Consider the following 14,465-nt stretch of genomic DNA (forward strand, 5'->3'; position numbering starts at 1 on the left):
TTTAATCAGCTTAAAAAAATGAAGATTACCTCTAAAAAATTTATCAAATCATTAAAAATATATCCAACTTTTGAATTAAATTTAAATTTCATTTTTTAGATATAGCTTTGAGTTATATATAAAATTATCTATTTTTACCTTCCATTAGATGTGCTATACTTATTTCAATTCATACATTTAGGGGGCTTTCTTCATGGAACAATTTAGCTTAACAATTGATCCACAACCATACAGAGATTTAGCTTTTTGTTATTGTGGAATGCATGAATGCGAACCTGGACATTCGTATGGTCCAGCTATCCGTCCAACCTTTTTACTTCATTTTGTTTTAAAAGGTAAAGGTGCCTATTATTTAAATGATCAAAAATACGAAATTAAAAAAGATCAATGCTTCTTAATCCGCCCTAATGAATTAACTTTTTATCAAGCTGACCAAGAAGATCCTTGGACTTATATTTGGGTTGGCTTCGATGGACAGATGGCAAAAAAATATTTAGAACATGCTGGTTTTATTGATAATCGCTTAGTATTAAATGTCCATGATTGTGAAACCTTGAAGTCCTATGTCGCAGAGATGTTAAATTGTAATAAATCAACTCATGCGAACGAATTAAAATATCAAGGGCTTCTTTATCTCCTTCTTTCTAAACTCTCAGAATCGAGTCATATTCAAACAAAACAACCAAGCCTTCAAGAAGATAATCACTATGTGAGTAAGGCCATTGAATTTATCGAAAATAATTACTTTAACTATATTAAAGTGAGCGATATTTCCCACTATCTATGTTTAAATCGCACTTATTTAACTTCACTTTTTCAAAAGCATTTAGGAATGTCCCCCCAGAACTTTTTGATTCAATTTCGAATGACTAAGGCGGCAGATTTATTACTTCAAACCGATTTATCTGTCGCTAATATTTCGCACTCTTGTGGATACAGTGATCCCCTTGCTTTCTCAAAAGCTTTTAAAAAAGCAAATGGGATTTCACCAAGTGAATACCGTCATTTAAACCATTAAAAAGCCAGGATCGCCTGGCTTTTACTGTATATGATAAGGTTGTAAGTCATTAATGAAAGGTAATTTTTCTAGTAAATACGTTGCTAAATTAACCCCAGGCCCTACAAACAGAGTCAAAATAATTGTTCCACCCCCAATAGGACCTTGCAATAACAAAGCAATAATCATACAAATAGCATCCATCATTAGTTTAGCTGTTCCAATTTTCAGGTTACTTACTTCGCTAATAGAAACCGTAATATCATCATTTGGATGAGCCGGTAATTTAGACTTTAAGTAAAGTGCTAATCCTGTGCAGACCAAAATAACAGCGATACTAAATACTACAATTTTTTGCATTAACGTTTCAGGTACAATAGGACTCACAACAAACACCCAAAACTCAGTTCCGATAGCCATAAAAAAAGCCGTAATCAACGTTGTGAACTTTGGTCTTTCACATCTGATACAAGTTGAAATCGCAATTGCTAACAAAGCCATGACAAAAATAACAATTGAAAGGTTAATATTAAGTCGGTGAGCCAAAGCGAAATTAATTGAATCAATCGAACCTGCTCCTAAATCAGATTGTACCGTCAACGAAACCCCAAGTGTTAACATCATAATACCTATCAAATACAAAACATAATCCCTCTTATTTCTCTTCATCTTTTTATCCCCTCTTTTACTAAATCATAACTAATTATAGCGTTTTCTAAAAGAGTTAAACATCTCAAAATGTTTGAATTAGATGGTCAAATGTTAGGTATTGAATAAGAAAAACTCTCGCCCTGATGTGCGAGAGTTTTTCTTATTTATGCCCTATTGATGTGACTTGTGTTAATTGAAACTCACTATTGTTTAAAGAAATGTTAAACGCCTGTCCAAATCCTTTAACAAGACGACCTTTAAGTGGGACTAACTCAAAGAAATCAAAGTCTAATGTTTTTAAAACCATCATCATTTGAGCTCCTTGTCGTCCACCAAATAATTCTAATAACTCCTTGCTTGACTCAACTTTTGAAGCTATACATTCAAAAGAAACGCGTTCTCTTGCAAAGACCGTTTTACAATCTGCTTCATCTTCAATTAGCATGACTGAACACTGTGGATTTTGCACTAAATTATGATAATGTGCAGCAGCCTTACTAATATAAATATAGATTTTTTGATCTTTCATCATAAAAGGTGCATAACTAATTTCAGGCATTTTATTTTCATTTAATGAACTAATCATTAAACTTTTCTGATTTAATAATGTTTCCATTTCTTACATCCTTACTATTTGATATTTAATATTTTTTCAATAACGAAAAGCATCCCTCTAAATCCCATATAGGGCGTATATGGATAAATCAAAACTTGATTTAAATTAGGGTTACTAACCTGTAACTCTACTTTAGCTTGATGTTCCATCTCTAAGCTTGGACCATCTCCACAAATCATGAATAGTTCTTTAGATTTTAAATATTTTATTCTTTCTAATTCAGGGCGACCAGATATCCAATCTGCTTCTACTTCCGTTTGGTACAATACTTCTAAACGATCAGTAGCAAGTCCTAGCTCTTTTAAAATAGCGTCAAATCCTAGCACCGTATCATAGTCACCAAAAATCGCGCATTCCTTTGTTTCTTTATAAAATAAAAATTTACGTTTTAAACTAAACAAATGCTTTTTTACTGCTTCAACTTCTGCATTTAGATACTCTCGATTCACTTCATACCCATCGATTTTATTAACTGCTTCAATAAAATCAATCGTATTTTGAAGGCCATATACATGGTGATAAATATACGGAATTCCGTAAGTTTTCTTCATCCACTTAGCAGCTTTCAAGGCTTCTTTGCGCATAACAATATTTAAAGACGCACGACTAGCCTGTTCAATTTCTTCAACAGTTGTCTCACATGTGAAAACTGTTTGAACTTCCTTGTTAAAGAAGAGCTTCATCATACGTTTCATTTCTTCAACATCAGAAGCATAATTATATTTATCAATCGTACAGCCTAAAATATTATATTTATTAACATCACGAGGATAATCACCAACTAACTTCTTCACGAGTAATTCTAATGTTTGTTCAACTCCAATATGATATTGATGCTTAAGTCCTCCAGTCGTGATGGCAATAAGTTTAGACTGAACTTGACTTTGTAAATCGCTACACACACTCTCAATATCCGCACCAATAATTGAGGAAATCGAAGAAGCCATGACAAAAATGTATCGAGGTTTAATATTCTCATCAACCTCTAAAATAGCTTTTTCTAATCGATCATACTTTCCAAACGTTACATCACTTTGATCCATATGGGTTGAATAAATGCGGGAACCTTCCCCTGCATTCAAACTTCCAATTCCCTCAACTGCATAGTGAGTTGTTCCTGCAGGGCCAAACTCAATGATACAGGTATCTTTAATCGAACAAAGTGTCCAAATCGACCCCATCCGATCATTTGCAACCGGATAATATTTACATAGCTGCATGTTTGCCACCTCCCATTGGTTTAGAATCTTCAGTCATTAACTTAATCATATCTTGCATGACACCAATTGGGAGCTCATAACCGATTTTTTGAGCGTGAGCATCAAAGGTCATTTGCATCATTCCTTTTTGTTTTAATAACATTGGACTTTCATGACCTACATACAAATCTGCCCCAATCGTATCGTATAACTCTCGTAATGGCGCAATATTTGCAATACGACTAATATAAGGATTATAGCCTTTGTCTAATAAACTCTCCTTATAAGGTGAATCTTGCTCATATAATTCTCGTAATTGAACAAAGACGGGTTCTAAGCCTAAATCACTTAAGAAATCGACCATTTCAAGTGCCATCATTGGCGTATTTCCATAAATTAATTTTTTCCCTTTTAATAGTGAATAACATTTCATGGCTAACTGTTCGTAACGTGCCTTAACTTGTTTTAAATCTCGTGAAAAATCAATTTCAAGTATTTTCGATAACTCTTCATAATTTTTAGAAATAGTCTCTACATTTAAATGCTTATCAAAGTATAGATACTCAATATTAAATTTTCGCTTCATTTCTTTCGCTAAATCTAATCCAATCATATCTGTAACAATGTTTAACTTAGCAGTTGGAGCCTTTTTTATTTCAGCTATTGTACAACTTGAAGGGATAACGGTTTGGATTTGAACATCATATTTTTTTAATAACTGTACAAGTTCTGTTTCCTCTACCTTATCCTGACGATGTCCAATAATATTAACTCCTTCTTGTACCTCAACTTTTTCCATCGCATGACTTAAAGACTTTAAGGCTCGTGACATACCAGGAATATGTGAATTACATTTAAAATGTTCAGTGTTCACAACAAATATCGGAATCCCTACCTCTTCCTCAAGTGTATAAGGAATAGATGAATAATCCTCCCCTATTAACTCTGGAACACATGTCGTAACGAGCATGACTGCATCAGGATGTTCTATTTCAATAATCTCTTTTACTGCCCTCTCAACCTGTGCCACGGCACCAAATACGACTTCTTTATCATCAAGCACTAATGAATAAACACTATCTTTTCCTTTTTGACGATGATAAGCAAAGTTTTTCGTATAGTACGTACATTCACTTGTTCCAATGACAATCATTGTCATATTTTTAACATAAGATGCCGTTAAGGCAACGCCAAATAAAGGGCAATGTGTTCCTGGGAAAATAGCATGTGATAAACTTTTAATATCTTGGTCCGTCTTAATTTCACTCAGACGATTTAAACTCTCTAATGTATACATAACGATCCTCCTTTAAGCGGTCTTAATCGTTTGAATCGGATGAATACGCGGTTTATTTGAAATAGGATCGTTATCAATATCACATTCAATTTGATAAACATGCTTAATCATCTCTTGATTAATGGTTTCTACCGGTGTTCCATCTGATACGATTCTTCCTTGTTTCATAATCACTAATCGATCACTATATCGGCTAGCTTGGTTAAGTTCATGTAATACCATCACAATGGTTATCTTGAATTTCTCATTGATTTCACGCACAAGTTCCATAAGCTCAAGTTGGTGTGAAATATCAAGATAAGTCGTTGGTTCATCGAGCAGTAAAACATCAGGTGTTTGACAAAGGGCCTGTGCAATATAGGCCCTTTGTCGTTCACCACCAGATAAGGACCCAATAGGTTTATGTTTATAGTGTGCTAGCCCTGTTTGTTCAATTGCCCATTCTACTAATTCTTGATCTTCTGTCGTCTTACATTCAAACCATTTCTTATGTGGTAAGCGACCAAAATAAACAAGTTGCTCAACGGTTAAATCAGTCGGTGCTAAATTATGTTGTGATAACAAACATATTTTTTGAGAAATAAATTTATTTTTAAGTTTGGACAGCTCGTTATTTTCCAGTAAAACAGCCCCTCCCATTGGTTTAATCATACGTGATAATGTTTTAAGTAACGTTGACTTTCCACACCCATTTGGACCAATAATCGAGACCACTTGTCCTTTTTCAATTTTTAAGTTCAAATCTTTAATAATGATTTTATCCTCATAGCCAGCTGTTAAGTTCTTTGCTTCAATCATACATCAGTTCCCCCTTTTTCTTAATAAATATAAAAAGAATGGACCGCCTACAATCGACATAATTACCCCTACTGGAATTTCAATTGAACCACCTACTGTTCTTGCAAGTGTATCTGCAATTAAAAGTACAATTCCGCCAAGGACCATACTAAATGGAATCGTATATTTATGATCACTTCCCATTAACATTCTTGAAATATGTGGAACAATTAATCCGACAAAACTAATAATTCCAACAACAGCAGTCGAGGTAGCTGCTAAGAAAACAGCAACTAGTGAAATAATAAGTCGCGTTCGATTCACATTGAATCCCAAATTTGTCGCAGATTCTTCTCCAAGTTGTAAAACATTTGCACTTCGAATTAAAAATAAAGACAAGATTAGTCCAATGACGGAATACCAAACTAACATGTGAACATCTTGCCATGTTTTTGTTGCAAGACTCCCATTTAGCCATAAAATCGCACTTTGAATTTTATCACTATATAGTGTGGATAATAATGAGATAAAGCCTCCTAAGATCGTATTAACAGCAACCCCTGCTAAAACAACACGTTCAGGCTTTAATCCATTTTTCCATGCCATCATAAAAACTAATGCACAAGCAACACATCCTCCAATAAAGGCAGCAACAGGTAAGATACTTGCTAATTGTGGGGCTGTTAATAAAATGACAATTGCTGCGACACTAGCTCCACTTGAAACCCCTGTAATTCCTGGGTCTGCAAGTGGATTTTTCATCACTGATTGGAGTAAAATTCCTGAAACAGCTAAATTTGCTCCGACTAATGTCGCTAAAATATTTCGTGGTAATCGCATTTTATAAACAATGGTTGTCACAACCTTGTTATCGTTATTTTTTAAGGCACTTAAAATTTCACCTAAACTTAAATTAACACTCCCCACCGTTGAAAAGACAAAAATCAAACTCAGTAAAGTGATGAAAGATAAGATAATAATGATATATTTTTTATCTATTCTCATTTTTAGTTACCGTATAAGATTTCTCCAAGTTTTGTGATTGCTTCTGTTACTTTTAAATTTGCTGAAACATTGAAGATAGTTGAATCTAAATCATAAACTTTCCCATCTGCAACCGCATCTAATTGTTGATAAGCTTCATTTTTATCAAATGCTTCATCGAACATTTTAGATGTTTCTTCGATATTTCCGTGGGCAAAGCGTAAAACATAATCAGGATTTTGTGCTAAAATTTGTTCTAAACTGAATTGGATATATGCTGATTCAATGTTTGTATCAATCTCTGATGCAATATTAATCGCACCTAATGTTTTTGCAAGGTCTCCTAAATAAGAACTTTCTGTTGCTAACATGAAGTTGTCACCAGCACCAAAGATGATCGCAACTGTTGGGGCTTGTTCTGTTTTATTTGCTAAAGCAGCTTCCTCAGCTTGTTTTAATTGATTCAATAAAGTTGTTGCTTCATCTTGACGATTAATCGCATTCCCCAATTCTTTAATACTATTTAAAAACGCAGTGTATGTTCCTGTTTCAAAGAAGAAGGTATTCAATCCATACTCAGTTAAACTTTCCTCTACACTTGATTTAAAGCTAGCATCCATGATAAATAAATCAGGGTTTAATGATGCAACAATTTCTAAGTCTGGATTCATTGCTTGTCCAACTTGCGGTAAATCTTGATATCCATCAGGTAATGTTTGTGATGTTGCTGGTACTCCTAAAACTTCTGCATTTAATTCTGCTAACACTTGTGTTGCCGATACAGTTGCTGCAACAACTTTGATTTCTTCTACTTCTTTTTCAACATCTGTTGTTTCTTCCTCTTGTTTTGTACTTGATGATGTCTCATCCACAACTGGTATTTGCTCTTCTACTTCTGTTCCTTTTGATGATTGACATCCGACTAATAATGTTGTTGATACTAAGATCATTGATAATAAATGTTTAAATTTCATAACTCTTCCTCCGATATTTTGATATTTAAATAGCCTGTGTTAATTTAGTTGCTAATTCTAAATACACATTCGCCATTTGACTCTCTTTAATCTTTTCAATAACTGTTTTCCCATCATTTTCTGATAGTTGTACATCTTTATCACGTGGGATGTAATGGAAAATCTGACTATCGATTTCTGTTGCTAATTTTTCAACTAATTCAACTTCATTTTCAACATTTTTAGCGTTGAGAATTAAGCCTTTTAATCTAGCATAGCCTCGATTTTTAAATTGATTGATGGCTGTTGATATATTACTAGCAGCATACATCGACATCATTTCTCCTGATGTTACAATATAAACTTCTTCTGCATATCCGTTGCGAATAGGCATTGAAAATCCACCGCAAACAACATCACCTAAAACGTCATAAATTACGATATCAGGTTGATAAAATTCGAATGCTTTTAATTCTTCAAGTTTCTCAAAAGCGGCAATAATTCCTCTGCCTGCACACCCAACTCCAGGAGTTGGTCCCCCTGCTTCAACACACAAAACACCGTTATAACCTTCAAAGACAATATCTTCAAGTTTTGTGTCATCTCCCTTTTGATTCATGACCTCTAAAACGGTTGGAATAAATTTCCCATTCATTAAATTTTTTGTTGAGTCAGCTTTTGGATCACATCCAATTTGCATGACTTTGTATCCGAGTGTTGATAAAGCAGCTGATAAATTAGAGGTCGTTGTTGATTTTCCAATTCCACCCTTACCATAAATAGCGATTTTTCTCATTGCTTTTCTCCTTATTTTGTTGCATAATATAAAACATAATTGATAATCATTATCAATAGTTATTATAATGTAGCCAATTAAAACTTGCTTGAACAATATATAGAATTTTTGTAACTATATTAATTTGTTTTTGAAAACTAACTATTCTGGGGGAAATCATATGGATAAAATCCAACAAGTGTTATCTGATTTTTATCATTGTTTAACCATTCCAATCTCTTTTTTTAATGAACAAAAAAAAATGATTTTGAATCATGCAATGACACCAAATCTTAATAAGATATTAGATTCTTCTAATCTTTTTGACGACTATCAATCATCTAGTTCATCATTAATTTACATTTGTCGAGATGAAAAAATTCACTTCATTCTTTCTCCTCTTTACCAATATAAACAACAAAAAGGATTATTCGTAATAGGACCCTTTCATAGTGATGAAAATTTAATAAATAACAATATTCCATTTAAACCACATTGCTGTTTAAAATCAATCGGAAAATTATTTGAAAGTATTGTTCGTCATCGCCTGTTTGAAAAACATCAATTTCATTCCTCTGTTAAAGAAGGAATCTATTTTATTCACAAATATTATGAAAAAGATATTAAACTAGATGAGGTTTGCCAGTATTTAAACCTTAATAAAAGTTATTTTTGTTCCATTTTCAAATCGGAGACGGGCATGACATTTTCACATTTTTTGAATCGTGTACGAATTGAAAAAAGTAAACAGTATTTAAAAGATAACCAATATAGTATTTTAGAAGTAGCCTTAGCAGTCGGATTCAATAATCATAATTACTATAGTTCTACATTTAAAAAACTTACAGGATTAACTCCTGCACAGTATCGACAAAAAGTTTCAAATGAATAAAAAAGGCTTCTCTTAGATATTTTCTAAGAAAAGCCTTTTTTTACTTTATATTAAATCAATATGATCAATGCTTTCAATTCTAATGATTTTTGTCGTTAATTTTTTCTTTTGATCTGTGAAACTTATCTTAATCCATTCTTCATCAACATCAATTATTTCACATTCAAAATTCACTTTTCCTGCAAAGGCTAATGCTCCTTCACAACTCATGATGCAGTGTTTTCCAACTAAATCACGAATTATCTTTGACATTACTTGATCCCCCTCTAAATTTCTTTTGAGTTTATTAATCCGTTTTTCAAGTATTTGAACACGTGCTGGATAGCTACTATAAACAAGTATTATAACGAAAGCTAGAAATCCAAAATACTCCAAGTTCCATCGCCTCCTTACCTCATAATTAATTATACGTATCTGCCCTCTAAAATATATAAGTCCCGATTAATTTTCTATAGAAGAAAAGCTTATCTAAACTATCGTTCATCAAGATATCAACGCATTTAAATAACTAAAACTCAATTTTAATATCTGGGTATTAATCATTTAGGATATAGTATTAAATTCATACCTAATATACAGATTTTTGAAACTGCTTGAGATCTGATTGTTTCTAAAAATAAAGATTTCGTATATGATAAAATAATGAGGTGAATTTTATGAAGAATAAAGTGATTATTCGTCGGGAAATTTTACAAAAAAGAGATGCTCTTTCAGATTGCGAAAGAACCAAAAAAAGCGAACTTATTTGTCAGCGATTAATGACTGATAAACGATTTATAGCGGCTGAGACAATTTTAGTTTACATGCCAATTAAAAGTGAGGTCTCAACCATTCGGTTAATTGAGAAAGCCTGGACACTTAATAAACGAGTTGGACTTCCAAAAATTCAAGGTGATGAGATGAATTTTTATGAGTGTCGTGATTTTAGTGAGTTAAGTTTAGGCGCTTTTAATATTCTTGAACCTAAAACCGAAGTATTAATTGAACCATCTCATGCATTATTGATTATGCCAGGTGTCGTTTTTGATCAGCATAAGCATCGAATTGGATACGGCAAAGGATTTTATGACCGGTATTTAAAAAATCACCCTAATCTTGAGACCATCGCTCTTGCTTTTGATTGCCAAATCATTGATTATTTCGAGGCAGAAGCTCACGATATAGCGCCAAATTTCATCCTAACGGAAAGTCATACTATATAATAAAAAGGTCACAGATATGAATTTCTGTGACCTTTTTATTATTTTAAATAATTCGTTCCAAAATCAATTAAGGATCTAAAATCAATTAATCGACAAACAGCTCCACCAATACTTGCTTTTTTAACTTCAACTGCTTCTTCATAAGCAGCTCCTAATTCATTAAAAGAACTTGAATCAAGTGCTAAATCTTCAAATTCTACTAAAGTACGTTTCCCATTTTTCATGATAACTGCTTCGTGTTTAACTGTTTCACGGCAGTTTGCAAAATACTCAGCTAAATGCAATGCTGTAACATTTTCATAGTCTACCCCTAGACATAAAACTTTAGCATCTTGAGCATATAACTTTTGTAATGGTGAACCGTCCCCTAACATTGAATTTAGACGATGATTATTTAAATACCATTCAGCCTTACGTCCTGTTGCAATAAAAGAAGCGACAGGATGTGCACTTCGGCTAACATTTTGGCTCATTGCAAAAGTACAAGCAATTTCACCAGATTCAATTGGAGATAGATTAACATCATAAGCCGGCGTATTCTTTTTAATTTTATCTTGCCACTTAGTTGGTAAATCTAAATCGAAAAAACTCGGACACACTTGGTCGAGACGATGACTTGGCATAATAACGGTTGTATGATATCCCGTTACCTCATAAATTGCTTCAATTACTGTTTGTGCCCCACCAATAATAAAATTGAAACTTTTTAAATTACTATAAACCATTAAAAGCTCAGTGTTTTCTACACCTAACTCTTTTAGCCCTTTAATTAGGTCGTTTTTAGTAACAGGTTTATTTGTTTTGCTTACTATGTCTTTTAATATCATCATGCTCAACCCTTCCCATTTATTCTAATTCTCTTTATTAAGAATAAGTTTGCTCCCACATAACGCCTATCCTTAATTCATTCCTGTTCTAAGCCTAGCTAATACCCCATTGCCAACTTATTACCTACATTGTATAAAACTTTATACCATTTGAAAAGTGGGCATTCGCACACAAGAAAAAAGTACCATAAAAAACAAAAAGCTCCTATTCCATTTAAAAAGAATAAAAGCTTTTTTACAATTAACTATTTTTTATGCATTTGATCAATCTTCTTAACTTTCTCAACCCTTTGAACATATTTTTCAACACTTGAAAGATAATCCGTATGCATCCACGTTTTGACAATCTCGAGAGCAATTGCTGAACCAATAATTTTTCCACCCAAGCATAAAACGTTTGTATCGGAATGAGAACGAGCCAAGCTCGCACAAAAGGGGTCTTGGCATACAGCCGCATACACCCCCGGTACTTTATTTGCAATCATTGCACTTCCATAGCCAACACCATCGACAAAGATTCCGCGCTCTACTTCTTCATGACTTACAGCTAAAGCTGCTGGATAAACGTGATCAGGTAAATCACACGCCTCCTGACTATTTGTTCCAAAATCTACAACTTCATGACCTTCATTTTCTAAATATCTCTTAATTTCTTCTTTTAAATCATGTCCTGCATGATCACATGCCATTCCAATTTTCATCCACATCACCTCAAAATATCTAAACTTTAAATCATCTATCTTGATTATAATTATCCATTTCAAGGAATTTATACTAATTTTCAATCTAAAAAAGAGCCGGACTATCCGACTCTTTCATTTACGCGATTATTATAAAGTGATTGTTGCTTTCCATAATCCGTGTAAGTTACACCAAGCATAAACTTCTACTTCACCTTTGAAATCTCCGATTGGGAAGATTGCTTCTGGTTTTTCAGTTGCTTTGATTTCACGACGCATTACTAAATCCGAAGCTTTTACAGCTACGAATGGAATCCAGTGTTTTTCGATGCTTGGATGCTCTACTTCACCAACAGAAACTTTTAATACCCCATTTTCAACAGTTGGAACTGGCATGTGTTTTTCAACAGCAGCTTCAGTTGAGTTAGGTACTAATTCTTCCATTTTTTTACCGCAGCACATTACTGGAACTTTATGATCTTCAATTAATTCAATGACATTTCCACAAGTTGGACAAATATAAAATTTCATTGTTATTCCTCCATTTAATTGGTTTATTTTTCTTTTTAACTATATTTATATTATAACGATGACTCTTTAAAACTACAACCAAAATGCACTCAATTTTTATAAATAATAATTATTATTAATATTATATGATGCATTTTAAAAAATAAAAAAGAGTAATCACTTATAGTGTGATTACTCTCGATTTTTTTATAACTGCAATTCTGGTTTTAATTCACAAAATTCTGATTTTAGACGTGGCATAACTCTAAAATATGAATATAAGAGCCAGACTGTTGCACCTACCCAAGCAAATGGACTTGCTAAACAAACGCCCGCATATCCGATTAATCCCGGCAACGTAAAAGCAACACCCGTACGCATAATTAATTCCATTACACCCGCAAACATAGGTGCTACTGTGCTTCCAAGACCTTGTAAAGTAAAACGATATAAGAATAGTAATCCTAAGATTGGGAAGAAGGTTGCCACTGTATTTAAATATTGTTGTGAATAAGTTAAAACTTCAGTTCCTTCTGTTTCAACAAAGAATCCAACAAAGTAAGTTCCAAAGAAGACAACAATTAAAGCTGACACAACATTTACACATAATGTTAAAATTGTAGCCTGTTTAACCCCTTGACGTACACGTCCAAGCTCTCTCGCTCCGATATTTTGAGCTGAGAATGTTGCCATCGTCATTCCAATTGCAATAGATGGTTGAATTACTAACTGCTCTACTTTGGTTGCCGCTGTAAAGGCTCCAACAACTGTTGATCCAAAACTATTAATTGCCACTTGTAAAATCATAACCCCAACTGCTGTAATTGAATATTGTAACGCCATTGGAATTGAAACTGCCATAAGTTCTTTAACCAATAATCTATCCAATTTAAAGTGGTGCTTTTGTAATGTAAGGATATCCGATTTTTTCTTCATGTAAACGAAACATAAAAAAGCTGATAATCCTTGAGAAGCAATCGTTGCAGCAGCTGCTCCCGCTACTCCCATATTAAAGTTAATAATTAAAACTAGGTCTAATACGATATTTGTAATGGAAGCAATGATTAAAAAATAAAGTGGTGTTTTACTATCTCCAAATGCACGTAAAACCGACGCTAATAAGTTATAAGAAATAGTGGCAATAATTCCACCAAAAATAATACTTACATAGGTATTCGCATCAGCTAAAATATCAGCTGGCGTATTCATAATTTGTAATAACGGCTTAGCAAAAATCATGCAAATAATGGTGATAATGACTGTTGCGATAGCTGACAGGTAAATAGACATTGCAGTTGCCTTTTTTACCCCTTCCTCATCATTAGAACCAAATCGCTGTGATATAATTACTGAAAAACCATGAGTTAATCCATTAATAAAACCTAAGATTAGAAAAACTAATCCTCCTGTTGCACCAACTGCTGCTAAGGCTTGAACCCCCACGAACTTTCCAACAATCGCTGTATCCACCATACTGTATAATTGTTGAAATAAATTTCCGATTAAAATCGGAATCATAAATGCCAAAATTAACTTAATTGGACTCCCTTTCGTCATATCCGTCATCGTTTTCTCTCCTCCTCTTTTATACTCTATATCCAAAATTTTTCAAAATTCTATAACATCTTAACAGTGGTCTAGAAATATGTCAATGGGTTCCCTACGCTAAGTAGCGAGCCAAAGGCTCACTACTTAGCTTTCCTCCACTAGTAGGGCAATTCCTCATAATAGCTTGCTACCCTATTAAACAAAAAATTATACCCCAACTTTTGGGATGGGCCCCCCAGCGATTAACTATTCCTCTACTGCCGGAGCACTCCTTTATAGCTGTCGGCCTTCCCATTAATTAAAGGCTCACTACTTAGCTTTCCTCCACTAGTCAGGCAATTCCTCATAATAGCTTGCTACCCTATTAAACAAAAAATTATACCTCAACTTTTGGGGTGGGACCCCCCAGCTATTGGCGTTAGACAATCTATTCTTCCACCGCTGGGACACTCCTCTATCATTGTCTGCCTCTATATTAAGCAAAACACAACGGAATCTCTATGAAACACTCCTTAACATCTTACCATCTAATTCCTTGTTCAAAATTAAAGAAATTA

Annotated in this window: 16 protein-coding genes; 3 read left to right on the top strand and 13 right to left on the bottom strand. The window is 33.5% G+C overall.

The window, feature by feature from the left end; translation table 11 throughout:
- Positions 1 to 193: 193 nt before the first annotated feature.
- Positions 194 to 1,018, top strand: a complete 825-nt coding sequence (locus J6D32_RS11660; protein WP_006783743.1) for an AraC family transcriptional regulator — start codon at positions 194 to 196, stop codon at positions 1,016 to 1,018.
- Between the two features lie 21 nt (positions 1,019 to 1,039).
- On the opposite strand, the gene J6D32_RS11665 is transcribed toward J6D32_RS11660, so the two are convergent.
- From J6D32_RS11665 to J6D32_RS11700, 8 genes are all read right to left on the bottom strand, one after another.
- Complete coding sequence (locus tag J6D32_RS11665) at positions 1,040 to 1,666, bottom strand: YczE/YyaS/YitT family protein (RefSeq protein ID WP_147633381.1); 627 nt, start codon at positions 1,664 to 1,666, stop codon at positions 1,040 to 1,042.
- A gap of 142 nt (positions 1,667 to 1,808) precedes the next feature.
- Positions 1,809 to 2,264 (bottom strand): HugZ family pyridoxamine 5'-phosphate oxidase, encoded by a 456-nt coding sequence (locus J6D32_RS11670; protein WP_055164529.1) that lies wholly within the window; start codon positions 2,262 to 2,264, stop codon positions 1,809 to 1,811.
- Positions 2,265 to 2,278: 14 nt separating this feature from the next.
- Entirely contained in the window at positions 2,279 to 3,484 is a 1,206-nt protein-coding gene (locus J6D32_RS11675) for a nitrogenase component 1 (protein ID WP_147633382.1), read from the bottom strand.
- Entirely contained in the window at positions 3,471 to 4,760 is a 1,290-nt protein-coding gene (locus tag J6D32_RS11680) for a nitrogenase component 1 (RefSeq protein ID WP_006783739.1), read from the bottom strand. The genes J6D32_RS11675 and J6D32_RS11680 overlap by 14 nt, the downstream gene beginning before the upstream one ends.
- A 12-nt stretch (positions 4,761 to 4,772) precedes the next feature.
- Positions 4,773 to 5,558: an ABC transporter ATP-binding protein gene (locus J6D32_RS11685; RefSeq protein ID WP_006783738.1), complete on the bottom strand. Its 786-nt coding sequence runs from the start codon at positions 5,556 to 5,558 to the stop codon at positions 4,773 to 4,775.
- 3 nt (positions 5,559 to 5,561) lie between these two features.
- On the bottom strand, positions 5,562 to 6,542 hold the full coding sequence (locus J6D32_RS11690) for a FecCD family ABC transporter permease (RefSeq protein WP_006783737.1): 981 nt from the start codon (positions 6,540 to 6,542) through the stop codon (positions 5,562 to 5,564).
- Positions 6,543 to 6,544: 2 nt separating this feature from the next.
- The gene (locus tag J6D32_RS11695) at positions 6,545 to 7,495 is read right to left on the bottom strand and encodes a helical backbone metal receptor (protein WP_055164538.1); all 951 of its coding nucleotides are present in this window, start codon (positions 7,493 to 7,495) and stop codon (positions 6,545 to 6,547) included.
- A gap of 25 nt (positions 7,496 to 7,520) precedes the next feature.
- Positions 7,521 to 8,270 carry a nucleotide-binding protein gene (locus J6D32_RS11700; RefSeq protein WP_006783735.1) on the bottom strand — a complete coding sequence of 250 codons (750 nt, stop codon included), beginning with the start codon at positions 8,268 to 8,270 and terminating at the stop codon, positions 7,521 to 7,523.
- Between the two features lie 160 nt (positions 8,271 to 8,430).
- Here J6D32_RS11700 and J6D32_RS11705 point away from each other — a divergent pair, with 160 nt between their 5' ends.
- Positions 8,431 to 9,141 carry a helix-turn-helix transcriptional regulator gene (locus J6D32_RS11705; RefSeq protein ID WP_055164541.1) on the top strand — a complete coding sequence of 237 codons (711 nt, stop codon included), beginning with the start codon at positions 8,431 to 8,433 and terminating at the stop codon, positions 9,139 to 9,141.
- 45 nt (positions 9,142 to 9,186) lie between these two features.
- On the opposite strand, the gene J6D32_RS11710 is transcribed toward J6D32_RS11705, so the two are convergent.
- The gene (locus tag J6D32_RS11710) at positions 9,187 to 9,393 is read right to left on the bottom strand and encodes a hypothetical protein (protein WP_006783733.1); all 207 of its coding nucleotides are present in this window, start codon (positions 9,391 to 9,393) and stop codon (positions 9,187 to 9,189) included.
- A gap of 404 nt (positions 9,394 to 9,797) precedes the next feature.
- On the opposite strand from J6D32_RS11710, the gene J6D32_RS11715 reads away from it, so the two are divergent.
- On the top strand, positions 9,798 to 10,343 hold the full coding sequence (locus J6D32_RS11715; protein WP_009607210.1) for a 5-formyltetrahydrofolate cyclo-ligase: 546 nt from the start codon (positions 9,798 to 9,800) through the stop codon (positions 10,341 to 10,343).
- 38 nt (positions 10,344 to 10,381) lie between these two features.
- Here the strand turns inward: J6D32_RS11715 and J6D32_RS11720 are convergent, their stop codons facing one another.
- From J6D32_RS11720 to J6D32_RS11735, 4 genes are all read right to left on the bottom strand, one after another.
- A complete protein-coding gene (locus J6D32_RS11720) occupies positions 10,382 to 11,173 on the bottom strand; it encodes an AAC(3) family N-acetyltransferase (protein ID WP_006783630.1) in 792 nt (263 codons plus the stop codon).
- 242 nt (positions 11,174 to 11,415) lie between these two features.
- Positions 11,416 to 11,871 (bottom strand): RpiB/LacA/LacB family sugar-phosphate isomerase, encoded by a 456-nt coding sequence (locus J6D32_RS11725; protein WP_006783631.1) that lies wholly within the window; start codon positions 11,869 to 11,871, stop codon positions 11,416 to 11,418.
- A 129-nt stretch (positions 11,872 to 12,000) separates the two neighbouring features.
- Positions 12,001 to 12,381, bottom strand: a complete 381-nt coding sequence (locus tag J6D32_RS11730; protein WP_006783632.1) for a desulfoferrodoxin family protein — start codon at positions 12,379 to 12,381, stop codon at positions 12,001 to 12,003.
- Positions 12,382 to 12,567: 186 nt separating this feature from the next.
- Positions 12,568 to 13,926 carry an MATE family efflux transporter gene (locus J6D32_RS11735; protein WP_006783633.1) on the bottom strand — a complete coding sequence of 453 codons (1,359 nt, stop codon included), beginning with the start codon at positions 13,924 to 13,926 and terminating at the stop codon, positions 12,568 to 12,570.
- Between the last annotated feature and the right edge of the window lie 539 nt (positions 13,927 to 14,465).

The organism is Turicibacter sp., assembly GCF_017941855.1.
GTDB classification, from domain to species: domain Bacteria; phylum Bacillota_I; class Bacilli_A; order MOL361; family Turicibacteraceae; genus Turicibacter; species Turicibacter sanguinis.